The sequence below is a fragment of the Streptomyces sp. NPDC002513 genome (assembly GCF_053595355.1).
Window position 1 is genome coordinate 1 of record NZ_JBSFXK010000006.1, and the last position, 24,983, is coordinate 24,983.

21 protein-coding genes are annotated in these 24,983 nt (G+C 71.1%); 12 read left to right on the plus strand and 9 right to left on the minus strand.

Features of this window, described 5'->3' with window-relative positions; translation table 11 throughout:
• Positions 1-98: 98 nt before the first annotated feature.
• Positions 99-443: an SsgA family sporulation/cell division regulator gene (locus ACWD5Q_RS06105; RefSeq protein ID WP_451425822.1), complete on the minus strand. Its 345-nt coding sequence runs from the start codon at positions 441-443 to the stop codon at positions 99-101.
• Positions 444-609: 166 nt separating this feature from the next.
• Between ACWD5Q_RS06105 and ACWD5Q_RS06110 the strand changes: the two genes are divergently transcribed.
• The 5 genes from ACWD5Q_RS06110 to ACWD5Q_RS06130 all read left to right on the plus strand — a co-directional run bounded on the left by ACWD5Q_RS06110 (position 610) and on the right by ACWD5Q_RS06130 (position 5,206).
• Positions 610-1,668, plus strand: coding sequence for an energy-coupling factor ABC transporter permease (locus tag ACWD5Q_RS06110; protein ID WP_451425823.1), 1,059 nt, complete (start codon positions 610-612; stop codon positions 1,666-1,668).
• Between the two features lies 1 nt (position 1,669).
• Complete coding sequence (gene cbiQ, locus ACWD5Q_RS06115) at positions 1,670-2,476, plus strand: cobalt ECF transporter T component CbiQ (protein ID WP_451425824.1); 807 nt, start codon at positions 1,670-1,672, stop codon at positions 2,474-2,476.
• Entirely contained in the window at positions 2,464-3,231 is a 768-nt protein-coding gene (locus tag ACWD5Q_RS06120; RefSeq protein WP_451425825.1) for an energy-coupling factor ABC transporter ATP-binding protein, read from the plus strand. The genes cbiQ and ACWD5Q_RS06120 overlap by 13 nt, the downstream gene beginning before the upstream one ends.
• Positions 3,232-3,553: 322 nt before the next feature.
• Positions 3,554-3,958 (plus strand): organic hydroperoxide resistance protein, encoded by a 405-nt coding sequence (locus tag ACWD5Q_RS06125; RefSeq protein ID WP_451425997.1) that lies wholly within the window; start codon positions 3,554-3,556, stop codon positions 3,956-3,958.
• A gap of 90 nt (positions 3,959-4,048) precedes the next feature.
• Complete coding sequence (locus ACWD5Q_RS06130) at positions 4,049-5,206, plus strand: serine hydrolase domain-containing protein (RefSeq protein ID WP_451425998.1); 1,158 nt, start codon at positions 4,049-4,051, stop codon at positions 5,204-5,206.
• Positions 5,207-5,372: 166 nt separating this feature from the next.
• Here the strand turns inward: ACWD5Q_RS06130 and ACWD5Q_RS06135 are convergent, their stop codons facing one another.
• Together ACWD5Q_RS06135 and ACWD5Q_RS06140 are read right to left on the minus strand one after the other, a co-directional pair.
• Positions 5,373-5,648 (minus strand): DUF1876 domain-containing protein, encoded by a 276-nt coding sequence (locus ACWD5Q_RS06135; RefSeq protein WP_451425826.1) that lies wholly within the window; start codon positions 5,646-5,648, stop codon positions 5,373-5,375.
• A 137-nt stretch (positions 5,649-5,785) separates the two neighbouring features.
• On the minus strand, positions 5,786-6,676 hold the full coding sequence (locus ACWD5Q_RS06140) for an NAD(P)-dependent oxidoreductase (RefSeq protein ID WP_451425827.1): 891 nt from the start codon (positions 6,674-6,676) through the stop codon (positions 5,786-5,788).
• 189 nt (positions 6,677-6,865) lie between these two features.
• Here ACWD5Q_RS06140 and ACWD5Q_RS06145 point away from each other — a divergent pair, with 189 nt between their 5' ends.
• Positions 6,866-7,555: an alpha/beta fold hydrolase gene (locus ACWD5Q_RS06145; RefSeq protein WP_451425828.1), complete on the plus strand. Its 690-nt coding sequence runs from the start codon at positions 6,866-6,868 to the stop codon at positions 7,553-7,555.
• Positions 7,556-7,644: 89 nt separating this feature from the next.
• Here the strand turns inward: ACWD5Q_RS06145 and ACWD5Q_RS06150 are convergent, their stop codons facing one another.
• From ACWD5Q_RS06150 to ACWD5Q_RS06170, 5 genes are all read right to left on the minus strand, one after another.
• On the minus strand, positions 7,645-9,315 hold the full coding sequence (locus tag ACWD5Q_RS06150; RefSeq protein WP_451425829.1) for a penicillin-binding transpeptidase domain-containing protein: 1,671 nt from the start codon (positions 9,313-9,315) through the stop codon (positions 7,645-7,647).
• A 94-nt stretch (positions 9,316-9,409) separates the two neighbouring features.
• Entirely contained in the window at positions 9,410-11,044 is a 1,635-nt protein-coding gene (locus ACWD5Q_RS06155; protein WP_451425830.1) for a penicillin-binding transpeptidase domain-containing protein, read from the minus strand.
• Between the two features lie 293 nt (positions 11,045-11,337).
• Positions 11,338-12,597 carry a glycoside hydrolase family 3 N-terminal domain-containing protein gene (locus ACWD5Q_RS06160; RefSeq protein ID WP_451425831.1) on the minus strand — a complete coding sequence of 420 codons (1,260 nt, stop codon included), beginning with the start codon at positions 12,595-12,597 and terminating at the stop codon, positions 11,338-11,340.
• A gap of 289 nt (positions 12,598-12,886) precedes the next feature.
• Positions 12,887-14,059: an IS701 family transposase gene (locus ACWD5Q_RS06165; RefSeq protein WP_451425999.1), complete on the minus strand. Its 1,173-nt coding sequence runs from the start codon at positions 14,057-14,059 to the stop codon at positions 12,887-12,889.
• A 261-nt stretch (positions 14,060-14,320) separates the two neighbouring features.
• Entirely contained in the window at positions 14,321-15,526 is a 1,206-nt protein-coding gene (locus ACWD5Q_RS06170) for an MFS transporter (protein ID WP_451425832.1), read from the minus strand.
• Between the two features lie 59 nt (positions 15,527-15,585).
• Between ACWD5Q_RS06170 and ACWD5Q_RS06175 the strand changes: the two genes are divergently transcribed.
• Together ACWD5Q_RS06175 and ACWD5Q_RS06180 are read left to right on the plus strand one after the other, a co-directional pair.
• A complete protein-coding gene (locus ACWD5Q_RS06175) occupies positions 15,586-16,584 on the plus strand; it encodes a DUF5937 family protein (protein WP_451425833.1) in 999 nt (332 codons plus the stop codon).
• A 1,045-nt stretch (positions 16,585-17,629) separates the two neighbouring features.
• A complete protein-coding gene (locus ACWD5Q_RS06180) occupies positions 17,630-18,475 on the plus strand; it encodes a DUF7019 family protein (RefSeq protein WP_451425834.1) in 846 nt (281 codons plus the stop codon).
• Positions 18,476-19,069: 594 nt separating this feature from the next.
• On the opposite strand, the gene ACWD5Q_RS06185 is transcribed toward ACWD5Q_RS06180, so the two are convergent.
• The gene (locus ACWD5Q_RS06185; protein ID WP_451425835.1) at positions 19,070-20,809 is read right to left on the minus strand and encodes a dolichyl-phosphate-mannose--protein mannosyltransferase; all 1,740 of its coding nucleotides are present in this window, start codon (positions 20,807-20,809) and stop codon (positions 19,070-19,072) included.
• A gap of 62 nt (positions 20,810-20,871) precedes the next feature.
• On the opposite strand from ACWD5Q_RS06185, the gene rsmI reads away from it, so the two are divergent.
• From rsmI to ACWD5Q_RS06205, 4 genes are all read left to right on the plus strand, one after another.
• A complete protein-coding gene (gene rsmI / locus ACWD5Q_RS06190; RefSeq protein WP_451425836.1) occupies positions 20,872-21,744 on the plus strand; it encodes a 16S rRNA (cytidine(1402)-2'-O)-methyltransferase in 873 nt (290 codons plus the stop codon).
• 300 nt (positions 21,745-22,044) lie between these two features.
• Complete coding sequence (locus ACWD5Q_RS06195) at positions 22,045-22,500, plus strand: hypothetical protein (RefSeq protein ID WP_451425837.1); 456 nt, start codon at positions 22,045-22,047, stop codon at positions 22,498-22,500.
• Positions 22,501-22,577: 77 nt separating this feature from the next.
• On the plus strand, positions 22,578-23,459 hold the full coding sequence (locus tag ACWD5Q_RS06200; protein WP_451425838.1) for a TatD family hydrolase: 882 nt from the start codon (positions 22,578-22,580) through the stop codon (positions 23,457-23,459).
• 151 nt (positions 23,460-23,610) lie between these two features.
• Complete coding sequence (locus tag ACWD5Q_RS06205; protein WP_451425839.1) at positions 23,611-24,975, plus strand: ubiquitin-like domain-containing protein; 1,365 nt, start codon at positions 23,611-23,613, stop codon at positions 24,973-24,975.
• Positions 24,976-24,983: the final 8 nt, after the last annotated feature.

Here is a 24,983-nt window from a genome sequence, read left to right on the forward strand (position 1 = left end):
ACTCCCGCCAGGGCGATGATCGGCGCGATCCACAATGGTTCCCGCTCGGGATCCGCCACCTGCCGGGTGGGGCGCCCTGTCCGTGTTCAGGGACCGGTTCAGCGGACCGGGGCGGTGTCCGCCAGGTAGGTGCGCTGGAGGAAGTGCACCAGTTCCTTGGACTCGAACTGGACCACCTCGACCCCGCGCGGCGAGTGCAGCTCCATCACCGCCTGGACCCGGCCGCACGGCCAGATGCGGACGTCGCCACGGCCCGCCGGGGCGCGGAGGCCCTTTTCCAGGAGGTCACGGGGAAAGATCCACTCGCGGGGGCCGGGGAGGCCGATGCGGACAGAGCGGGGGGCCCGGTCCGGGTCGTAGCGCAGGGTCACGGGGACCGCGTCCGGTGCTTCCGGGGAGTCGGTGACGATATGGGCTCGTGCGTACTGTTCCACCACGGACATCAGACCGCTCCTCACGCCGAGTCACCTGATCGGAACCTGTGAATCCACTTCCTCCTTCTTTCAAATGTCGCATAACGGAATGAAAGCGGCACTTGTCGCCCGTAGGCGGCTTTAACTTGGCCCAAGCTCTTGCAATGTGTTCGCAATAAGCGGGTATTCTCCCAGCGTGCATGTGCCCGACGGATTCATCAACGCTCCCACGTCCGCCGCCACCGGCGTCCTCGCCGCGGGTGCGCTGGCGGTCAGCCTCAAAGGCGCCCGGCGCGAACTCGACGAACGGACCGCACCCCTGGCCGGCCTGGTGGCCGCCTTCATCTTCGCCGTGCAGATGCTGAACTTCCCGGTCGCCGCAGGCACCAGCGGTCATCTGCTCGGCGGGGCGCTCGCCGCCATCCTGGTCGGTCCGTTCACCGGCATCCTGTGCGTCTCCGTCGTCCTGCTCATGCAGGGCGTCCTCTTCGCCGACGGCGGCCTCACCGCCCTGGGCGTCAACATCACCGACATGGCCGTCGTGACGGCGGTCGTCGCCTACGCCGTCTTCCGCGGGCTGGTCAAGGTGCTGCCCGGCACCCGCCGCTCGGTCACCGTCGCCTCCTTCCTCGCGGCCCTCGTCTCCGTCCCGGCCGCCGCCGTCGCCTTCACGCTGATCTACGCGATCGGCGGCACCACCGACGTCTCCATCGGCAAGGTCGCCACCGCGATGATCGGGGTCCACGTCCTCATCGGCATCGGCGAGGCCGTCATCACCGCCCTCACGGTCGGCACCGTCATCGCCGTACGGCCCGACCTCGTGCACGGGGCCCGGGGCCTGGGGCAGCGCCTCAAGCTGCGCGTCGGCGGCGAACTGGTCGACGCGCCCGCCGCCCCCGCAGTCCCCCAAGCTCTCGGCTCCGCTCGAGCGGGGCGGAACCCCCACCACCGCCGGCTGTGGATCACCGGCCTCGTCACCTCCCTCGCCCTCGCCGGCGTCGTCAGCTTCTACGCCTCCGCCAGCCCCGACGGCCTGGAGAAGGTCGCCGCCGACCACGGCATCGACCGTAAGGCCGAGCGGCACGCGAGCGCCGACTCCCCGCTCGCCGACTACTCCGTCAAGGACGTCGGCGACGCCCGCCTCTCCGGCGGTCTGGCGGGCGTGATCGGTGTCGGGGGCACCGTCGTCGCGGGCAGCGCGGTCTTCTGGGCGGTCCGCCGGCGCCGTAGCGGCGAACCCGCCGAGGCCGGCTGACATGGGGGTGGACGCAGGGACCTCCCGCACGGGCGAATTCCAGCGCGGGGGAGCGCACCGGCTCTACCGGCCCGCGCACTCGCCCGTGCACACCCTTCCCCCGCACACCAAGCTCGCCGCCGTCTTCGCCTTCGTGGTGGTCGTGGTGTCGACGCCGCGCGAGGCCATGTGGGCGTTCGCGCTGTACGCCGTTCTTCTCGGCCTCGTCGCCCGGGCGGCCCGGGTCCCGGCCGGGTTTCTGCTGCGGCGGCTGCTGATCGAGATCCCGTTCGTCGCCTTCGCCGTGCTCATGCCGTTCGTGGCCGAGGGCGAGCGCGTCGTCGTCTTCGACGGTCTCGGCCTCTCGCTGAGCGTCAGCGGTCTGTGGGGCGCCTGGAACGTGCTCGCCAAGGGCACCCTCGGCGTCGCCGCCTCCGTGCTGCTCGCCGCCACCACCGAACTGCGCGAACTGCTCCTCGGGCTGCAGCGGCTCAGGCTCCCGCCGCTTCTCGTGCAGATCGCGTCCTTCATGATCCGCTACGGCGACGTGATCACCGACGAGATGCGGCGGATGCGGATCGCCCGGGAGTCGCGCGGCTTCGAGGCGCGGGGCGTACGGCACTGGGGGGTGCTCGCCAAGTCCGCGGGGGCGCTGTTCATCCGCTCCTACGAGCGCGGCGAGCGCGTGCACCTGGCGATGGTCAGCCGTGGCTACGCCGGGACCATGCCCGTCATCGACGAGGTGATCGCATCCCGCGCCCAGTGGTCCCGCGCCCTCGCCCTGCCCTTCGCCGCCCTCGTCGTCTGCCTGCTGGGATGGACCCTGTGACACCTTCGCTGGAAGTGGCCCGACTGGCCTTCGCGTACCCCGACGGGCACCAGGCCCTCTTCGGCGTCGACTTCTCGATCGCACGCGGCGAGCGGGTCGCGCTGCTCGGGCCGAACGGCGCCGGGAAGACCACGCTCGTCCTGCACCTCAACGGCATTCTGACCGCCGGCGCGGGCACGGTGACGGTCGCCGGGCTGCCCGTCGGCAAGCGGCACATGGCCGAGATCCGCCGCAAGGTGGGCATCGTCTTCCAGGACCCGGACGACCAGCTCTTCATGCCCACGGTCCGCGAGGACGTGGCCTTCGGGCCCGCGACGGCCGGGCTGACGGGTGCGGCACTCGAGGCCCGCGTCGACCGGGCCCTCGCGCAGGTCGGCATGGCGGACTTCAAGGACCGTCCGCCGCACCACCTCTCCTTCGGCCAGCGCCGCCGGGTGGCGGTGGCGACCGTTCTCGCCATGGAGCCGGAGATCCTCGTCCTGGACGAGCCGTCGTCGAACCTCGACCCCGCCTCGCGGCGCGAACTCGCCGACATCCTGCGGTCGTTGGACGTCACCGTCCTGATGGTCACGCACGACCTGCCGTATGCGCTGGAGCTGTGCCCGCGCTCCCTGATCCTCAGCGAGGGCGTGATCGCGGCGGACGGGAGGACGGCCGAGCTGCTCGCCGACGACGCGCTCATGCGGGCACACCGCCTGGAACTGCCCTTCGGTTTCGATCCCCGTTCCGTCCCGACGGGCGCGGGCCGGCCCTGACGACGGGCGCTGATCGCGTGACGAACGAGGACCGGCCCGGGCGGGCTCCTCAAGCGGCGCACGGTACGCGGCCATGACCGTGCGCCGCGCCGCCCACGGCGCGAAGCAGAGCTGATCGTCCGGCAGCAGCGAGCCCTCTTCTTCGTGCCGGCGTTCCGGGGTGCGCGAGGTTTCCACCCCCTGCGCACGTCCTTCACTTACTGGCGAGTATCTTGTGCGCGACGTACTTGCGCACGCTTGTGTCACCCGCCGTTGTTCCCGCTCTGGGGGAGGTCCTGCCGTGATCGAAGGCGCCGCTGCCGACACCCGCCCTACGAAGATCATGTATGTCGCCGAGGCCACCGCGCACGGCGGCCGGGACGGGCACGTCACCAGCCAGGACGGGCAGATCGGGCTGAAAGTCGCGATGCCGCCCCAGCTCGGCGGCGACGGCAACGGCACCAACCCCGAGCAGCTGTTCGCGGCGGGTTACAGCGCCTGCTTCCACAACGCGCTGATCCTCGTCGGCAACCGCGAGGGCTACGACCTGTCCGGCTCGACCGTCGCCGCCAAGGTCGGCATCGGCCCCAACAAGCACCGCGGCTACGGGCTCGCGGTCGCCCTGACCGTCTCGCTGCCCGTGCTCGACCAGGAGGTCGCGGCGCGGCTCGTGGACGCGGCCCACGAGGTCTGCCCGTACTCGAACGCCACCCGCGGCAACATCGACGTGTCGATCGTGCTGGGCTGATGCCCGAGGGGGCGAGGAATCGAAGGGCGCGTGCCCGTGTTCCACTCACTGTCGCAGGTGAGTGAAGGGAACGCGGACGTGGACGCGGACGTGAACGTGAACGGCGTGGTGGCCGAGGGCTTCGAGCCGGTCAGGGAGGCGTTCGTACGGAACTTCGCGACGATGGGGGAGCGCGGGGCGGCCGTGGCCGTGTACCGCCACGGGCGCAAGGTCGTGGACTTGTGGGGCGGCACCCGGGACATCGACGGTACGCGGCCCTGGGAGCAGGGCACCGCGCAGATCGTGCGCTCGGCCACCAAGGGGGTCGCCGCGGCCGTCCTGCTGATGCTGGCCGAGCGCGGGGAACTGGACCTGGACGCGCCGGTCGGCGACTACTGGCCGGAGTTCAAGGCGCAGGGCAAGGAGCGCACGCTGGTGCGCCACGTGCTGGCGCACCGCGCCGGGGTGCCGGCGCTCGACCGTCCGCTCACGCCCGCCGAGGCCGCCGACCCGGATCTCGCCGCCGCCGTGCTGGCCGCGCAGGCACCCGTCTGGGAGCCCGGCACGGACCACGGCTACCACGCGCAGACGTACAGCTGGCTGACGGGTGAGCTGGTGCGGCGGACCACGGGCCGTTCGATGGGCGAGTGGATCGCCGCCGAGATCGCCGGACCGCTGGGCCTGGACCTGTGGGTGGGCCTGCCCGAGGCACAGACGCACCGGGTGGGGCGGGTCGGTTCCGTCGAGGTGCCGGAGCAGGAGGGTGCGCTGCGCGCCCGCCCCAAGCGCGCGGTCGCCGAGGCGTACGCCGACCCCGCGAGCCTCACCCGCCGCGCCTTCGCCGCCATCACCCCGCAGCCCGACGAGAACGACCCCGCCTACCGCGCGGCGGTCCTGCCCGCGTCGAACGGCATCGCGACGGCGGACGGTCTCGCGCGCTTCTACGCGGCACTGAACGGCGGGATCGACGGCGTACGGCTGTTCGATCCCGAGACGCGGGAACGGGCCCGCGCGGAGGCCTCGGCGGGCCCCGACCGGGTGCTGGTGGTCACCACCCGCTTCGGTCTCGGCTACATGCTGCACGGCAGCGCGTCCCCGCTGCTCGGCCCCGGCTCCTTCGGCCACCCCGGCCGCGGCGGGCCGCTCGGCTTCGCGGACCCGGAGTCGGGCATCGCCTTCGGCTACGTCACCAACGGCTTCCGCGAGAGCGTGACGGCGGACCCGAGGGCGCTGGCACTGGTACGCGCGGTGCGTACGTCGCTGGCGTAGGGCGGCCCGACCGGGCGGTGTTCGCGCGCGGCGGGCTGCCGGGGTCTGCGGGCCCGGGGACGGAACCGTGACCCGCACGCCCAGCCGTGACGCGACCGGGGACCTCCGCGGGGCAGGACGGGGCGATGCCCGGACGCATGGTCGCGTACGGGCACGGCCCGGGGACTCAGTGCGTCAGCGGGCGGGACGTCCTGCCCGACGCCTCGTCGATCTCGTCGTGCGCCTTGGTGAGGAGTTGCATCGCCAGCTCGTTCAGTGCGCGCGCTCCCGCGATCTCCTCGCCGACACGGGGCTGATTCGCGTCGGTGTGGTGGCGGCTGGCGTACCCGCGGGACCGTACCTCGTTCCCGTCGGGAAGCCGTACGAGTGCCGCCGCCCGCGTCCGTTCGTCATCCTCCTCGAATTCCAGCTCGACATGCCATCCGACTGCGGTGTGCATCATCACGATCACCTCCGGAACCACTGATTCCAGGGTGCTCCTCCTCGCCTTCGGACGCACGGTCTGAGCGGGCCCCGGCACAGGCGCGGGCACCCGGCACCACACGGCTGACGCCTGGCCGTTGTCCGTCCGGGCCATCGTCAGGAACGCGGGCCGTCCTCGAAGCTGGCGAAGTAGGCGGCGGCCATGTCCTCGTCCGCGTGGCCCTGGTCGGCCGCGCGACGCAGCCGTTCGGCGGTCGCGGCGGCCACGTCGAGGCGGACGCCGCCTGCCTCCCCGGCCTGGACGATCAGGCGGGCGTCCTTCTCCGCGGTCGCCACCGCGAAACTGGCCGGGGTCAGCTTGTCGTGGAGGACGAGTTCGGCCTTGGCGCGGAGATAACCCATGTCGAGCGGTCCGCCGCCGACGAGGTCGAAGAAGTTCCCCGGGTCCACGCCCAGGGCCCGGGCCAGGGCCAGCACCTCACCGCCCGCCGCGGTCACCGCGAGGACCCAGCTGTTGGTCACCAGCTTGAGGCGGGTGGCACCGGCCTCGGCACCGTCCTCACCGAGCCACATCGTGCGGGCGCCGACCGCGTCGAAGACGGGCCTGACCGTGTCCCGTCCCTCGGCGGGGCCCGCGGCCAGCACGGTCAGCTGTCCCGCCTCCGCGGGCTGGCGGGTGCCGAGCACCGGCGCGTCGTAGAACACCAGACCGTGCTCCCGGGCGAAGCCGGCCAGCTCGCCGACGGAGTCGAGCGCCACCGTCGTCGACTGGGCCCAGACGGTGCCGGGGCGCAGGGCGGGGGCGGCCTCGCGCATCACCTGAAGAACCGCGGGACCGTCGTAGAGCATGGTCAGGACGACGTCCGCGCCCTGTACGGCCTCGGCGGGGGTGCCGGCGACCTGCGCGCCGTCGGCGGCCAGCGGTTCGGCCTTGGCGCGGGTCCGGTTCCAGGCGCGGACGGTGTGTCCGGCACGGGCGATGCTGCGGGCCATCGCGGCCCCCATGATCCCGGTGCCCAGGACGCCCACGGTGAGCTTGTCGGTCATGACCTCGACTTCCTGATCGGTACGGTGGACAGCACGTCTCAGCATGCTCGTTCAGACGCGAACCTTCCCGGAGGCGCCGCGCACAAGCCCGCCGAGCCCGGCCATCGCGATCGTCCGCAGCTCGGCGGAGAGACGAGACGTAGACTCGCACGCAGTGCAGGGAGTAACCGATGGGGGAGGCACTGTTCTGTGGCGACCTACGTACTGATCCACGCCGCGGCTGTTGATTCGTGGTACTGGGGGCCGCTGGCCGCCGAGTTGCGCGACCAGGGCCACGAGGTGGTCGCACCGGACCTGCCGTGTGATGACGAGTCAGCCGGGCTCGCGGAGTACGCCGACACGGTGGTCGAGGCGATCGGCGACCGCACCGAACTCGTCGTCGTCGCCCACTCGTTCGGCGGTTTCACCGGCCCGTTGGTGTGCGACCGGGTGTCGGCGGACCTGCTGGTCATGCTCCAAGCCCAGGTTCCGGCCCCCGGCGAGTCACCGGGTCAGTGGTGGGACAACACCGGTTACGGGCCGGCCCGGCAGGAATCCGACCGCCGCAGGGGCGTCCCGGAGGGAACCGAAGAAGACGCACTCTCCCTTGTGCTGCACGACACCCCGGCCGCCCTGGCCGCCGAGTTCTTGGCGGAGCACCAGCGGAATCAGTCGCCGGCCCCGTTCGGGAAGCCGTGGCCGCTGGCCGCGTGGCCGAAGGTGCCGACCAGGTTCCTGATGTCGTCCGACGACCGCTTCTTCCCTGCCGAGTTCATCCGAAGGACGGTCACCGAGCGACTCGGCTTCCAGCCGGACGAGATGCCCGGCGACCACTGCCCGATGCTCGGCCACCCGAAGGAACTGGCCGACCGTCTGGAGGCGTACCGCGCCGCCCTGTGATCCGACCTGCCGCTACGGTGACGACAGGCGTCACACCGAGCGCTCGCGCACGTCCACCAGGGTGCCGCCCGCGAGGGTGTTCGGAGCTCTCAGCCGCCGGCCCGCAGCAGCGTCGCCACGATCGGGCCCGCCGAGTCACCGCCGTGGCCGCCGGCCTGGACCACGCCCGCCGCCGCCAGGTCACCCTTCCAGGCGGTGAACCAGCCGTTGGGCTGCGTCTGGCCGTCGACCTCCGCCGACCCCGTCTTCGCGCCGAAGTCCGGACCCAGACCCGCCATCGCCTTGGCGGCCGTTCCCGCCGCGGCCGTGTACTGCAGGACCTCCTTCAACTGGGCCTGCGTGGACGCCGACATGGTGCGGGTCGCCTTCGCCGTCGTGCGGTGGTCCACCGACGGGGAGACCAGGTACGGCTGGTGGAAGGTGCCCGTCTTCGCCGTCGAGACCACCGAGGCCATGTTCAGCGGGTTCATGCGCACACCGCCCTGGCCGATCAGCGACGCCGCCATCTGGGCCGCGCTCTGCACCGGGACGGCGCCGTCGAAGGTCGGGACGCCGATCGCCCAGTTGTTCCTGCCCAAGCCGTAGATCTGCTGGGCGACCTTGGTGAGGTCGTCGTCCTTCAGCTTCGGCGCCTGGCTGATGAAGGCCGTGTTGCAGGACGCCGCGAAGCTCGCCTTGAACGTGCCGTTCTTGATCTCGAACTTGTTGTCGTTCTGGAACTTCCAGCCGCCGTACGTCACGTACTTGGGGCACGGGTGCGGCTTGTCCGCCTTCGCCAGGTCCTTCTCGAACAGCAGCGTCGACGTCACGATCTTCATCGTGGAACCCGGGGCGAGGGAGCCCTGGAAGGCCACGTTGAAACCGTGGCCCGAGTTCGCCACCGCCAGGATCTCGCCCGTGGAGGGCCGCATGACGACGACGGACGCCTTGCTCTTGTGCTCCAGCTGCTGCTCCGCCTTCGCCTGGAGCGCAGGGTCCAGCGTGGTCTTCACGGTGCCCGGGGTGCCCTCGCTCAGCGTCACCAGGGTCTTGTCGGGCGTCTTCTGGGTGCCCTTCGTCGCCGCCTTGCGTACGATGCGCAGCTCGATGCCCGCCTTCCCCCCGGCCTGGTCGCCGTACTTCTCGCGCAGGCCGTCCAGCACCGTGCCCAGCGAGGGGTACTTGGCCGCCGTCAGCTCCCCGCCGTCGCGGTCCAGCGCCCTGATGGGCGGTGTGCCCGCCTCACCCGTCACCAGGCGGTCGCCCTCGGTCAGGTCCGGGTGCACCACCGACGGCTGCCAGCGCACCCGCGGCGCGCCGTCCTCGGTCCGGCGTACGACCGTCAGCTTCGTCGCGTACGCCAGGGGTTTGCTCATCCCCTGGTACGACACCGTCGCCTTGACGGAGAAGGGGACCGATGCCCCGGACGGCGTGCCGCGGGTCAGGGTCACGCCGGTGATGTGCGCGTCCTTGCGGTAGCCCGTCAGGACCTGGGTCGCGGCGGCCGAGTCGTCCGTGGCGGCTGCCGCCTTGGTGACATCGCCCTGCTGCCAGGCCGTGAGGAACGCCGCGGCGGCCGTGCGGACCTCGGACGCGGACAACGGGCCCGTCTTCACGGGCTTGTGGTGGGCCGTGGCCGCCGTACCGTCGTCGGCCGCCGCGCCCCCGCCCAGCAGGCTGTAGGCGCCGACCACCCCGGCCACACCGGCGACGGCGATCAGCCCTCCGATCACCAGCGGCCGGCCGTTGTTCCGTTCGGCGACGCGTCTTCTCTTGCCCACTGCTCCCGGTCCTCCGCAGTTCCCTGGTCCCCCGTGCCCTCGCGTTCCTCAACGAGGACAACCACACTAGAGTCCCGCACTGACAAGGATGACGTCAGCGGCCGGTTCGTAGCACAGCTGCGACGATCGGGCCCGCCGCGTCGCCGCCGTGCCCGCCCTGCTGGGTCATGGCCGCGGCCGCCATGTCGTTCCGGTAGCCGGTGAACCAGCTGTTGGATTTCGTCTGTCCGTCGACCTCCGCGGACCCGGTCTTCGCGCCGATGTCCCCGCCGAGCCCGGACATCGCGCGGGCGGCAGTGCCCTGGGTCGCCGTCAGTCGCATCATCGCCCGGAGCTGGGACACCGTACCCGAGGGCAGGCCCTTGGCGGTGGCGAGTTGACGGCCGTCCAGCTTCGGGGAGACCAGATATGGCTGGCGGAACGTGCCCGTGATCGCGGTGGCCGTGACCGACGCCATGTTCAACGGGCTCATCTGGACCTGGCCCTGGCCGATGGCACCCGCCGCGCGGTCCGGGCCGGTAACGGCGGGAACGCTGCCGTCGAAGGAGACGATGCCCGTCTTCCAGTTGTTCTGCCCGAGTCCGAACCGCTCCTCGGCCTCGGCCGTCAGGGAGGCGTCCGTGAGCGGCTTCTCGTCGATCAGCTTCACGAACGCCGTGTTGCACGAGCGCATGAAGCTGTTGGCGAGAGTCGCGTTCTCGTTGGGCGTGAGGCCCTGGAGGTTGGTGAAGGTCTGGCTCTGCCAGGTGGCCGTGGGCGGACAGGGCGCCGGACCGTTCATCGTGGTGACACCGTTGTCGATGAACATCGCCGACGTGATGATCTTCATCGTGGAGCCGGGCGCGAGGCGCCCCTCGAAGGCCGCGTTGAACTGGTCCTGGCGGTGGTTGGCGACCGCGAGCACCTGGCCCGTGCTCGGCTGCACCGCCACCACCGACGACTCCGGGAACTGCCGCACGGCCTGCTCGGCCGCCGCCTGCGCCCCGGCGCTGATCGTGGTGTGCAGCTTGCCGGGTGTGCCCTTGGCAAGGGTCAGCAGGGTCTTGCCGGGCGCGTTCGGGTCGGCGCGCTCGACGGAGAGCTCGATGCCCGGCTTTCCGCCCGCCTTGTCGCCGTACTTCTCGCGCAGCGCGTCCAGGATCGGGCCGAGCGAGGGGTACTTCTGCCCGGTCAGCACCACGCCGTCGCGGTCCACCGCCTCGATCGGCGGGACCTTGGCCTCACCGGTGACGAGCGTGTCGCCCTTCTCCAGGTCCGGGTACACGACGGACGGCTGCCAGTCGACCAGCGCGCGTCCGGTGGACACCCCGCGCACGACCGTCAGCGTGCTGTCGTAGGCGAGCGGCTTGGACGTTCCCTCGTACGACACCGTCGCCTTGACGGAGAACGGCACCGAGTCCCCGCTGCGCGCCCCCTGCGTGATGTGCACCCCGGTGATGTGCGCGCTGTCGCCGTAGGCGGACAGCAACGTCCCTGCGGCCGTCGCGTCGTTGGTGTACGAGGCCGCGGTGGACGCGTCGCCCTTCGCCCAGGCGGCGAGGAACTTGGCACTGGTCTCTTTGACCTCCGCCGCGGACGGCGGCCCGGTCTTCACGGCCGCCGGCGAGCCGGTGCCGCTCGCCGAACTGTCGTGGAGCGCCGACAGAACGTTGTACGCCCCGTACCCGGCGCCCCCCACCATCACCGTGAACACCCCGCCGACTATGGCGGCCTTGACCCCTTTGCGCATGACGCGCCCCCTTCCCCGCTGACCTTGCACAGTAAGCGAATCCAGGGGGTGGGCGTGGCCGCTGTGTTCGTTTGTTGTCCGAACAGTGATCAGATATGTGTCCCACCGTACGGCCGGAGGGACGAAGTCCGCCGCGACGGCGCACGGCATCGTCGGCGCTCGCGCGCTTCCGCGTCGGGGACGATGCCGGCGCCGGGTGTCCGTCGCGTGGGCGCCCCACACCTGGCAGGGCGCCCAGGCCTCCTTTCACGGTGTCTTCCGACTGCACCTTCGGTCCGCCGCCTGTCGCTCGCTCAGGAGCAGAGATTCACGTGCCGGACGGCCAGGACGTGCCCCGCCGCGTCGATGAGGCGGCTGCGGGCGAGGTGTCCGCCGGCCACCGCATTGGTGATCGCCGAGGCGATCGCGGACGTCTGGGAGCTGACATTGCTCCCCAGGTCGAACATGACCATGTCGGCACCGGAGCGCAGGGCCTGGACGGCGGCGGCGGGGACGCTGAAGCCGGCGGCGGAGATCGCCTTGGCGCTGAGCGAGTCGGTGACCACCAGCCCCTTGAAGCCCAGCTTGCCGCGCAGCTCGGAGCCGATGACGGTGGGTGACAGGCTCGCCGGATTGGTGGCCAGGCCCGGCACGACGTTGTTGGAGACCATGATGGCCGGGGCACCGGCCTTGATGGCCGCTGCGAACGGCGGGATGCCCACCTTCTGCAGGGTGGACCAGGGCAGGGTACGGGCGGGGCCGAAGTCGGAGTTGTAGCTGGAGCCGCCGAGGCCCGGGAAGTGCTTGACGACAGGTATCACGTGTCCGGCGCGCAACCCGTTCATGTACGCGACACCGTCTCTGGAGACCACCGAGGTGCTGCCGCTGAAGGACCGCCATCCGTCGGGGTTGGTCCGACCGGGAGCCACGTTCTTGCCGTCGACGTCGACCACCGGCGCGAGGTCCGTGTTCACCTGGGCGGCCGCCATCTTGGTGGCGACCTTCGTGACGTTCTGCTGGATCTGGGCCGCGGTCCAGTGCGTGCCCATGTAAGCGGGCCAGGGCAGGGACCCGACGAGGTTCGCCATGCGCTGGATGCCGCCGCCCTCCTCGTCGGTCATCACCAACAGGCCCCGGCGGCCGGGCACATGGGACTTCAGGGCGGTCAGCCGGGAGCCGAGGTCGGACGGCGCCTTGCTGCCGAACAGCAGCACACCCCCCGCACCGGCGCTCACCTCGGAGGTGACGTCGGACACCGAGGTCTCCGACACCGGGACGGCGATGGTCAGCATGGCCAGCCGCCGGTTCGACCACCCGGCCAGCTTCGTGCTGTTGGTGCACGCGGTGGCGGCGATGAGGTCCGCAGCCATGGACGAGGGGGAGTGGGAAGACGCGGCGGGGGACACGCCGGAGCCACTGGAGTCCGGGGCCGCCGTGGGGGCGCCCGTGCCACAGCCCGCCAGGAGCACCGCCGCCACGGCGGCGGTGCTCAGTCTGAGTGCGGTCGTGGCCCGGCCGGGGAGCCGTGGCGGAGCTGTCGCGCTTGTGCGGTCACGGTACGACGGGAGATTCATCGCCCGGCCTCCTTTCGGAAGACGCGACGCCAGCCGTCGCGCTGCGGGCCGTATGAACATGAGGTGGGCTTCACGAAACGTGAGATGCGCACCAGCCCGCATTTGTTCGCCGGCCCGCGATCGGCGTACCAGGATCGCGCGTCTTAATATTGCAACCGCATCTGGAGAGTGTGACCTCGGCGTTTGTAGTGGGACCGGCGCGCTCGGGCCTGGCTGCGCCGTCGGTAGCGTGACCAGTGCAGACGGTGCTCGTTGCTGTGGCAGTGGCGCGTGAGGACGGCGTGGCCCATCAACCGGCGGATCTCCTGGACGCTGAGGGGTATGAGGTCTTGCTCGTCGTCCTATGCGCCCCTTTTGTGGCTTCTGCGGCGCGGACGGCAGTCAGGTAGGCGTGTGCGGCCATGGCCAGGGTGATGTGGCGGTACCAGGCCCGGTAGAGCCTCACCTGGTAGTGGTCCAGGCCGCACTCGCCCTTGGCGCTCTGGAAGCATTCCTCGACCGCCCACCGCGCGGCAGCCACTCTGACCAGGTCTTTCAGTCGTGAGGCGACCGGGCCGTAGCAGACGTAGTAGGCGATCTCGCTCGGGTCGCTGACGGAACGCCGGGCCAGGACCCAGTGTCCGAACCCGTTCTCCCAGGCGTACCGGATCGGGATGCGGGCCCAGTCGTACATCCGCTCGCCGTGGGCGCCGGCTCCGCCCGACAGGCGCTTCCACCGTTGTCGGGGCAGCGCGGCCACGAGGGCGTCGACGCGGGACTCCCCGCCTCTGGCGGTGATCACGGTGTCGTTGACCTTCGTGGCCAGCACGTAGGCGACACCACGTTGCTCCAGCCAGAACCGCAGGTGCTTGACCTGTCCGTATGCCTCGTCCGCGGTGACCCAGGCGAACGGGACGCCGGCGTCGATGGCGCGTTGCAGCATCCAGCGGAAGTGTTCGTTCTTGGTCGCGAAGGCGACCTCGTCGCCGATCCCGGCGGACCGGCAGCGTTCGCGGTCCTCGGTCCAGGAGGCGGGGATGTAGAGCTCACGGTCGATCAGGGCCCGGCCCTTGGGCGAGGCGTAGGCCAGGAAGGTGCCGATCTGGCAGTTCTCCGTGCGCCCGGCCGTTCCGCTGCACTGCCGCTGGACACCAGCGGATTTGGTGCCCTTCTTCAGGAAGCCGGTGTCATCGCCGATCAGGACCGCGTTCTTGTCGCCGATGGTCTCCACAACGTAGTCGCGGAGATCGTCACGGACGGCATTGTGGTCCCACTCGGAGTGGTTCAACAGACGCTGGACGCCGTCCGGACGGAGCTGGCCGACCTGCTCGGCCATGGTCCAGGCGTTCTTCTTCTCCAACGGAGCGAGCAGGCCGGTCAGATAGTCCAGAGCCCGCTCTCGGGGCTCCGACCTGCCGAAATGACGGGCGAAGCGGGCATGCAACCCGGCTATCCCCTCGAACCACGACTCGACCTGCTCCATCGTCAACGCGTCAGCACACAGTCATAACAACGACCGACCGATACACCCGTCACGCCAGATGCGGTTGCAGTACTAAGAAGCTGAGCGACGAGGACCGACGCGGCCTGACCGCGCTGTTCTGGTCCAACGTCAACCCGTACGGCACCTTCCGCCTGGACATGAGCAAGCGCCTCGACCTTGGGCCGGCCGCTGCCGTGCCCCGCCCCCGCAGCCCGGCGGATGCCGTCGGGCGGCAGGCCACGACGATGTCATGAAGGGCTTTCAGGGTGTGGGCGACAGCGTTCGCCAGGACATCAGGGCGGCGATGGCCGAGGCCGCACCGGCCAGGGTGACGACCAGCGCCGGGGTCGCAACTTCGCCCAGCGCGCCTCCGGCTGCGGCGGCCAGGCCCTGCAGCGTCATCGTTCCGGTCAGCAGCAGGCCGAACGCCTGACCGCGCTGCGTCTCGGGCACCGCGGCGAGGAACCTGCGGGCCAGTGCGAGCTGGTAGGCGACGCCGAAACCGGATACCGCCAGCAGGATGGCGGCGTATCCCGGTGCGGGGCGCAGCGCGAACCCCAGCAGCGGCAATCCGAGCGCAAGCGCCAGGGGGCGGGCCAGCTGCTCCCGGCCCGCAGGGCGTACCAGGCGGCCGACGATCAGGTTGCCGGCGAACATCCCGGCGGCGACCGCTGCGAACAGCAGACCGGCCGAGTCAGGCGCGCCGACCTGCGCCGCGTACGGGACCAGCACGCCCTCGGCGCCGACCATCAGCGCCGGTGCCAGCCATTGCGCCAGCAGCAGCGCCCGGACCGAAGGCTGGTGCAGCAGCGCCCGGTTCACCTGCCATGTCTCACTGATGCCGACCGAGGCGTCGGTGCGGCGGCGTGGGTGGTGGGACAGGCGCAGTTGCAGCAGGCCTGCCGAGGCCAGGCAGGTCGCGGCGGTGATCCAGAGCGCGCCTGGCGCGCCGACGGCGGCGATCAGCATGCCGCCAGCGGCGAAGCCGAGCACCTGTGTGCCGCCGGCCGCCATGGAGAAGACGGCACGGCCGAGCACGTAACGGTCGCCGTCCAGCAGATCGGGCAGAAGGGCGGTGCGCGAAGCGGAGGCGACGGCGCTGGGTAAACCGGTGACGAACACCAGTGCCAGCATGGCCGGTACCGGCAGTAGACCGGCGGCGAGCACGACGCTGACCGCGGTGCGCAGCACCTCGTAGCCGATCATGACGGTGCGCGGGGGCCAGCGGTCGGCGAAAGCCAGCAGCAGCGTGCCGCCCAGGGCATAGGGCAGGAAGCCTGCCGCATACGCCAGCGCCGACATCAGCGGCGATCCGGTTGCTGTGTAGACGATCACGGACAGTGCGAGCATCCGCACCGTCTCGCCGGTCAGGAAGAGCGTGTAGCTGCCGAACAGCACGCGGAACTGGCCCACAGCGAATACCTCGCGGTAGGTGGCCGGGCGTGCCGCGACGGGCGTGGTGGTCATGGCCGACAGCATCACGGCAGCCCAGCCACGGTGACTATGCTTTCGCCTGGAGGCAAAACATGCTGGCCATCGAGGTGGGACCCGCCGACGTGGCGCGTACCCGCTACGCGATCTCGCCGCTGGGCGAGGCGATGCAGGCGCTGCGCGTCGCAGCCGGCGTGCAGGCCGCCGGCCCGCTCCGGCCGTGGGCCGAGCGCATCGCTCCCCGGTACAAGCAGCTGCGCCGGCAGGTGCCTGCAGTCGGGGCGCTGACGGCGCTGTTCCGCCGCGGCGCCTACAACGCCGACTTCATCCATCCGCCGCCGTCGGGCTCCGGTGGTGACTTCGCCGCTGAGCTGGCCGCCGTGCGCGCCACGCCCCTGCGCCGCGCACGCCTGGAACTGGCCCGCAACCTGGAGGGACTGCGGACACCGCCACGCTACGTGCAGCGCATCCTCGACGCGCCAAACGTGGTCACCCAGCTCGCCGATGCGCTCGAGGCGAGCTGGCAGGCGCTGGTCGAGCCGGACTGGCCGCGGCTGCGGGCGGTACTGGAGCGCGACCTCGTCCGCCGCACCGGGCACCTGGCGATGTACGGCTGGGTGGCAGCGCTGTCCGATCTCGATCCCCGGGTGAACTGGCGCTCCGAGGGACAGGCCGGGACCATCGAGGTGCGCACGGGCTCGCGTACCAAGTGGGACCGCCACCGGCTGGCGGGCAAGGGCCTGCTGCTGATGCCGACGGTGTTCGGCACTCTGATCACCTACGTCGAGCCGCCATGGCCCTACGCCCTGGTCTATCCCGCCCGGGGCACCGCGGACTTGCTCGGCCCAGTGGCGCGTACACCGGGCGGCGAGGCCCTGAGCCGACTGGTCGGCCCGCGCCGCGCGGACGTGCTACGCGCGCTGGACGTGCCTGCAACAACGACGCAGCTGGTCGCCCAGCTCGGCCTGAGCCTAGGCACCGTCGGCAACCATCTGGCGGTGCTGCGCGATGCCGGCCTGGTCACCCGCACTCGCACCGGCCGGGCTGTCCGCTACGAGCACACACCGCTGGGTGCAGCCCTGGCGGCCGACTGAACGCCGCCGGGCGGCACACCTGGCCGCCCGAGGCGGGGTGCCATTGACGAACGCGATCCAACCGACAGGTAGCTGACTGATTCATAGGTGGTCGCTCGTGAAACACCCGCCCTGTGCTGACGGCCCATCACGAGAAATCGAGGTTGCGAGGCGCAAGATCTACGGGGGTGTGATGAGGCGGCCGTTGCTGTGTGGGGTTGTCGGTGGCACGTACCAACGTGCCCGCAGCGTCCCGTCGATCTTCGTACGCTTGAGGAGCCACGATGCCCGGGGACACACCCGAGCTACCCGCGAAGAACCTGCGCACCCTGATACCGGAGTACGCGGGCCTTGCCCGGGAAACCACCCTCCTCAACCCGGAGCCCGGCGATCCTGGCGCGCGGGAGAGCTCGCTGGGAGGCGAGCTGCTGTGGCCCGCGGACGAGCCGTGGCCGTACTGCGCGCAGGAAGACCACCGGACGTACGGGTCCGACTGGCGCAACCGCACCGAGATCGTCCCGGGCGCGGTGCCGATGGTGCCGATCCTCCAGTTGTTCGCCCGGGATGTGCCGGGGTTGGAGTTCCCGGAGGGGAGGGATCTGCTCCCACGCCTTCCTCGCGGTCCGGGATCAGCCGCATCCCACCCGCCCCGGGTGCCACCACCACCGGCTCCGGCTCCGGCTCCACGATGCCCGACGGCAGCCGTCCCCCGTCCGTCGCCTCGGCCCACTGCCCGAACACCACCTCGGCCGCCTCCAGCCGGCCCAGCTCGGCGTCGATCTCCGCCAGCTCCCTGCGCAGCAGCTCGGCCCGCTCGCTCAGTCGCATCCGCCGCTCGATCGTCCACATCAGCACGTCCACCACGCGCCTCCCTCCCGCTGCCGAACCTACGAGACGCCTCGGGCGGACCACCTCAGAACCCGCGAACCGGCCCGTGGCAGGCGATCACCTGCTAATGATCACGTCCAAGATCAGCGAGAGCGCGTCAACCTCCACCCACACCAGCGGCCCGACCTGCGAATTCAGGACGAAAATCGATCACTGACAGCAAAAAGCGAGCGGGCGGATGAAGCGCCTGGTCCAATTGGCCTACGTGTCAGGGCTCTTGATGATTGGTGGTTCCCCATTGCGTCTCTCTCGCCGTTCTCAGCCACCGCTGCGGTACTTCGTGTACGTCTCTGACAGCAAGCTCGACATGTTGTATGAGCAGATCGACCCGGCTCTGCGTCGGCGCGTCAGCGCAGAGGCGCGTGTCGATCTCAAGTTGGCCAGCGTGACGCTTAAACAAGCTGAAGCGCCCGAGGCGAGCCGCATGGCGAAGTTGCGGCTAGTCGAGCACTACATCGATACCCACCACCAGATCGGCACGATCCAAGCTCCTGGTCAGAGCTTCTTTCGCGGATCAATGCCTATGCAATGGGGCTGGCTCGCGATCCAGGACTACAGGATCAACCCCGTTACCGAGGGCGACGTGACCCGGTACACGACACCGAGCACTGCGTTCTTCAAGGGGCGATTGGGATCGGACCTCGTGGTCTTGGCGGGCTCCCAGCATCATGTGATGGGAGCAAGGCCGACCGAAACGCATGGCTTGTACGCGTTCTCGTCTACTCCCAGCATCATGGCTGTGATCGGAGAACACATCTCCAGCCTGACGGAACTCGATGAGTATTGGCGCTATGTGCAAGGGCGGCGGCGTATGGATCATCCCACTGTGGCGGAGGCGCGTGAGCATGGGCTTGAGGCGGCGGCGATGGTTGATCTCAGCGGACCTGCGCAGCATGTGGAGTTCCTCGCCGTCCCCCTTCTCGAGGGGAACATTCGGGTCTGGGGCGAAGGAGAGCGGGAGCCTGCACACGCCGTCCTTGCTACCCCGATTTACGTCGCGCATGTAGGCCCATCCGACTCGTAAGACGCCGTTGGGGCGGGTGGGATGGCGACCGATTGGAGGGACTACTCGGCCGGCAAACGGTGTGCGCAGGTCGGGCACTGCCACGGCGCTGGCGTCGGCGCCAACCGCCTGTCGACAGGGAGAGCGACGCCGCAGCCCCTGGTCGGGTCCACCGGGTATGGCCCGGTCCGCTGATCGCTGCCCCGGCCTCGCAGCCGGGCTGGATCGGTGGTCGGGTGGGCGGGTCATGCGGGGAGTGCCACCCACGGGTCACCTCAACCCGTGCCTACCAGGGGAGGGGTACTGGCCGCGACCTGCGAGGTCAAGATGAAACGATCTCAATGAGTGAGTCGAGCTGACGGGCGCCGTCCATCAGCGAGGACGGCGCCCGTGTCGGATGCCGGCTTCGAGTTCTGGCCTCATCCTCATCAGGTCGATCATGCGGTGTCGGCATCATCGGCCAACACGCTCTGTGCCTCGCCCGATCGTCCACTGAGGTCCGCCTGGGGCACTGCTGTTCGCGCTTGTCGCACCTGGGACACAGAGCCGTCAGAGCGGGTTGAGGCGGGCCTTGAGCAGGCAGAACTCATTGCCCTCGTGGTCGTGTCCGCCCAGCTACACCCAGGTGTCCAGCCACATCCGCGAGCGCCAGGAGTCGATCGGGATGGCCGTGCCCGTGTAGATCGGCCAGAAGTAGATGAAGTTCCAGGCGATCAGCAGGACCAGGACGCCCGCGCCCGCCGCTCCCAGGACCCGGCGGCGTTCGTTCGCGCCGGGCGGGCCGAGGAGCGCGCCGGTCATCATCGCCACCGCCAGGCACAGGAACGGGAGGAAGACGACCGCGTAGAAGAAGAAGATCGTGCGTTCCTGGTACAGGAACCAGGGCAGATACCCGGCCGCGATGCCGCAGGCGATCGCGCCCGCCCGCCAGTCCCGGCGGAACGCCCAGCGCCACAGGACGTACAGGAGCGCGAAGCAGGCCGCCCACCACAGCAGCGGGGTGCCGAGCGCGAGAACCTCGCGGGCGCACTTCTCGCCCGCGTCCGAGGGGCACCCGGACTGGCCGGGGGAGGGGGACTCGTAGAAGTACGAGACCGGGCGGCCCAGGACGATCCAGCTCCACGGGTTCGACTGGTACGTGTGCGGGGACGACAGGTGGACGTGGAAGAGGTAGACCTCGTGCTCGTAGTGCCACAGGCTGCGCAGCCAGTCGGGCAGGAACGTCCAGTTCCCGCCCTTGCCGGCGGTGGCCGCCCAGTTGCGGAAGTAGCCGCCGGAGCCGTCGGCGGGGGAGAGGATCCAGCCGATCCAGGAGGTCAGGTACACGACGAGCGCCACCGGGACCGTCGCCAGGAAGGTGATGCCCGTGTCGCGCTTGAGGACGGTCGTGTACGGGCGGTGGGCGCCCGCCACCCGGCGCGCGCCGACGTCCCACAACACCGCCATCACACAGAACGCCGCCAGGATGTAGAGGCCGTTCCATTTGGTGCCGATGGCGAGGCCGAGCATCAGGCCCGCCGCCCAGCGCCACGGGCGCCACCCGAGGCGGGTGGTCTCGGCGGTGTACGCGTCGGGACGCACCCGGCCGTCGGCGTCCGCGGGGAGCGCGGCCGCCAGTCTCGCGCGCGTCCGGTCGCGGTCGACGAGCAGACAGCCGAAGGCCGCGAGGACGAAGAACTCCAGGACGCCGTCGAGGAGCGAGGTGCGGCTCATCACGAACTGCAGCCCGTCCACCGCCATCAGCGCGCCCGCCAGGCAGCCGAGGAGGGTCGAACGGAACAGGCGCCGGCCGATGCGGCACAGCAGCAGCACCGAGAGCGTGCCGAGCAGCGCCGTCATGAAGCGCCAGCCGAACGGATCGAACCCGAAGATCAGCTCGCCGAGCCCGATGACGTACTTGCCGACCGGCGGATGCACCACGTACGCGGCGTCCGTCGGAACCGGCACATGGCCGTGGTGCTGGAGGATCAGATCGTTGGCCTCCTTGGCCCAGTTGGCCTCGTACCCGTTGTGGACGAGCGCCCAGGCGTCCTTGGCGTAGTACGTCTCGTCGAATATCACCGCCCGGGGACTGCCCAGGTTCCAGAACCGCATCAGACCGGCCAGGAGCGTCACGAGCAGCGGGCCGCCCCACGGCGACCAGCGCATGATGCGGTCGGCGGCCTGGCGGCGCAGGCCGAGAGCCGCCCAGAGGCGCGGGCCGGGCTCGCTGTACGGCGGCACCAGCCGGTCGCGTACGTCGCTGCTCGGGGGCGCCGTGTAGCCGAACCGCCGCAGCCGCTGCCGCCATGTCGGCTGCTGGTCTGCGGTGGCCTGGCCCTGCCGGGTGTCCGTGGAGGACGCGGTACTGGTCACCGCGCCATCGTAGGGAACACGTCTGTGTGAGTCCCGCGCATGGCGCCTGCGAGGATGGAAACGTGACAGTAACGCCCGGAATCCTGGTTCTCGCCGGCACCCCGATCGGGGACATCGCGGACGCGCCGCCGCGGCTCGCCGAGGAGCTGGCCACCGCCGATGTGATCGCCGCCGAGGACACCCGCCGGCTGCGCCGGCTCACCCAGGCGCTGGGGGTGCAGCCCGCCGGCCGCGTCGTGTCCTACTTCGAGGGCAACGAGTCCGCGCGCACCCCGGAGCTGGTGGAGGCGCTGACGGGCGGGGCGCGGGTGCTGCTCGTCACCGACGCGGGGATGCCCTCGGTGTCCGACCCCGGGTACCGGCTGGTCGCCGCCGCCGTGGAGAAGGACGTCCGGGTGACCGCCGTGCCGGGCCCGTCCGCCGTCCTCACCGCGCTCGCGCTGTCCGGGCTGCCGGTGGACCGGTTCTGCTTCGAGGGGTTCCTGCCGCGCAAGGCGGGCGAGCGGCTGTCGCGGCTGCGCGAGGTGGCCGGTGAGCGGCGCACCCTCGTCTACTTCGAGGCCCCGCACCGGCTGGACGCCACCCTCGCGGCCATGGCCGAGGCGTTCGGCGCGGGGCGCCGGGCCGCCGTCTGCCGAGAGCTGACCAAGACGTACGAGGAGGTCAGGCGCGGTCCGCTGGGCGAGCTGGCGCAGTGGGCCGCGGAGGGCGTCCGGGGCGAGATCACCGTGGTGGTGGAGGGGGCCGGCGAGCCGGCCACCGGGGAACTGGACGCCGCCGAGCTGGTGCGCAGGGTCCGGGTGCGGGAGGAGGCGGGGGAGCGCCGCAAGGAGGCGATCGCGGCGGTGGCCGCGGCGGCGGGCCTGCCGAAGCGGGAGGTCTTCGACGCGGTGGTGGCCGCGAAGAACGCGGACGGGGCGGCGCCCGCACAGTAACCCGCCGACAGCGGCTCCGGAGCGTTCGCACCCCCTCTGAGCAGGGAGCATCTCCCATGAGCGGGCGCCCCATGGGCGGGCAAAGCGCTGTCGTCGAAGGCAAAGCCGTGAGGCCGCCATCCGGGGCACTTTGGCAAGCAACGTCCAAATCGCCTCCAACACTCGACAGGCCTTGGTGCCTTCGCGCCGGTGCGGGAGTCCACTGGGTGCAGGGACGTTCCCGTCCCTCGCCCACCGTGGGAATCCGCCGGATGCAGGGCGCCCACCGGGGCGCTTGTCCAGCGGACAAGAGGAGCTGGCATGAGTGAGATCGCAGGGCGGACCGGCCGGATCGCAGCGGCCGATGACGCCACCGGGCAGTACGGCCGGGGTACGGCGACCGCCGTCGTACGCGAGTCCTATTCCTTCGCCTGCATGCGCTGCGGGCACGGCTGGGAACAGTCGTACGAGATAGAGCACCACTTCGACGGCGACGGCAACGAGTTCGTCATATACGTGGCGGGCGGCCGTGCGGTGCCGTCGCCGCTGACCCGGCCCGCCTGCCGCAACTGCGACAGCCACGTGGTGCGCATCATGCGTCCCGGCCAGGTGACCTCCGCGCAGAACTCCCTGCACCGGCAGCACCGCCCGGCGCCGGGGGCCTTCGGCACGGACCTCGACGAGCCCCGGACGGAGCCTGCGGAGCCCAAGGAGCAGCACCACTGGCACCTGTCGGACCTGCTCCAGCCGTTGTTCCACCACCGCAAGGCGAGCTGAGCGTTCCAGTCTGGGCCCGCCTTGCGGGTGCCGGCGGCCCTTTCCGGGGCGGCAGGTCCCTTCCGTAGGATCGGGGCATGCCTTCCCCAGCGTCCGACAAGCACGTGCCGCCGCCGCTTCCCGAGCCCCTCGGTGTCTCCGTCGCCGACTCGCACACCCACCTCGACATGCAGTCCGGCACGGTCGACGAGAGCCTCGCCAAGGCGGCGGCGGTCGGCGTGACGACGGTCGTCCAGGTCGGCTGCGATGTGCCGGGCTCGCGCTGGGCAGCCGAGACGGCCGCGGCGTACGACGCGGTGCACGCGGCGGTGGCCCTGCACCCGAACGAGGCCCCGCGCATCGTCCACGGGGACCCCGACGGGTGGTCCCGGCAGGGCGCGCGCGAGCCGGCGGGCGACGCCGCCCTGGACGAGGCGCTCGCCGAGATCGACCGCCTCGCCGCGCTGCCGCAGGTCAAGGGCGTCGGCGAGACCGGGCTCGACTACTTCCGCACCGGGCCCGAGGGCATGGCCGCCCAGGAGCGGTCCTTCCGCGCGCACATCGAGATCGCCAAGCGGCACGGCAAGGCGCTGGTCATCCACGACCGCGACGCCCACGCCGACGTGCTGCGCATCCTCAAGGAGGAGGGCGCGCCGGAGCGGACCGTCTTCCACTGCTACTCGGGTGACGCGGCGATGGCCGAGGTCTGCGCCCGCGCCGGCTACTTCATGTCGTTCGCCGGCAACGTCACCTTCAAGAACGCGCAGCCGCTGCGTGACGCGCTCGCCGTGGCCCCCCTGGACCTCGTCCTCGTGGAGACCGACGCGCCCTTCCTGACGCCCGCGCCGTACCGCGGACGGCCCAACGCGCCGTACCTCGTCCCGGTCACGGTCCGCGCGATGGCCGCGGTGCGGGGCATCGCGGAGGACGAGCTGGCGGCGGCCCTCGCGGACAACACGGCACGCGCGTTCGGCTACTGACCGCTGCCGCTTCGGGCGTCCACCGCCCGGAGTCCCCACCTCGGCCGCCCGTGGGCGTGTCGCGACACCCTGTGACGGCGTTGCTTTGGAGAGTGACGACCAGCCGCTAGGTTGGGTCGCCCGTTTCGGACCTTCTCTGGAGCGTGTCGTCGTGAGCAACCGGCAATACCCGCCGTACGGGACGTACGGCCCGAGACCGGCGTACGAGGACCACGAACCGTACGGCCGGATGTACCAGGACACCTACCGGCCCGCGTACGAGGCGCGGGCCGCCGCGGCGCACGCCAGACAGGCCACGGGACCGCTGTTGTGTCGGCAGGCGGAGGCCCCCGGACCGCTGCGCCGGCAGCCGGAGGCCGTCCCGCGCACCGGAGCGCGCGCCCGTGCACGGCACGCGGCGCGGCGCGGAAAGGGCGGCGCGCGCACCCACCCCGTGCGCCGTCTCCTCCCGCAGGCGCTCGTCGTCGCCTTCCTCGCCGGAGGCACCACCGCGTTCGTCGCCAAGGACAAGGCCATCGAGCTGACCGTGGAGGGCCGTCACCGCACCCTGCACACCTTCGCCGACGACGTGGGCGAACTCCTCGCCCGGGAGGGGGTGGCGGTCGGGGAGCACGATGTCGTCGCGCCCGCGCCCGGCACCCCGCTCACCAGCGGCGAAGAGGTCGCGGTGCACTACGGACGCCTGTTGTTCCTCACCCTCGACGGACACCGGAGACAGGTGTGGACGACGGCGCACACGGTGGACGGCGCGCTCCAGCAGCTCGGGGTGCGCGCCGAGGGCGCGTACGTATCGACCTCGCGCTCCCTGCAGATCCACCGGGAAGGGCTCGTGCTGGACGTCCGCACCGAGCGCACGGTGACCGTCCTGGCGGACGGACGGCCGCGCACCATCCGCACCAACGCCGCCACCGTCCGGGAGGCCGTCGAACAGGCCGGGATCACCCTGCACGGGGAGGACACCACCTCCGCGGCGCTGGGCAGCTTCCCGGCCGACGGGCAGACGGTGACCGTGCTGCGGGTGCGGGGCTCCCAGGAGGTCCGCGAGGAACCGATCCCGTTCGCCGTGCGGCGCACCGAGGACCCGGCCCTGTTCCGGGGCACCGTGCTCGTGGCGCGCGCCGGACAGCCGGGCACCCGCCTGGTGACCTACGTCCTGCGCTCCGTCGACGGCGTCCGGCAGAGGCCGCGCCGGATCACGGCCGAGGTGGTGCTGAAGCCCACGACCCAGCTGGTCCGGGTGGGCACCAGGGCGCGCCCGGAGTCGGTTGCGGGCGCGGAGGGCCTCAACTGGGGCGGGCTCGCGTACTGCGAGTCCAGGGGCCGGCCGCGCGCGGTCGACCCGTCCGGCACCTACGGGGGCCTCTACCAGTTCGACCGGCGCACCTGGCGCAGCCTCGGCGGCTCCGGCCGGCCGCAGGACGCCCCGGCCGAGGAGCAGACCTACCGCGCGAAGAAGCTGTACGTGCGCCAGGGATCCAGCCCCTGGCCGCACTGCGGGTCACGGCTGTACAGATGAGCGGGTCA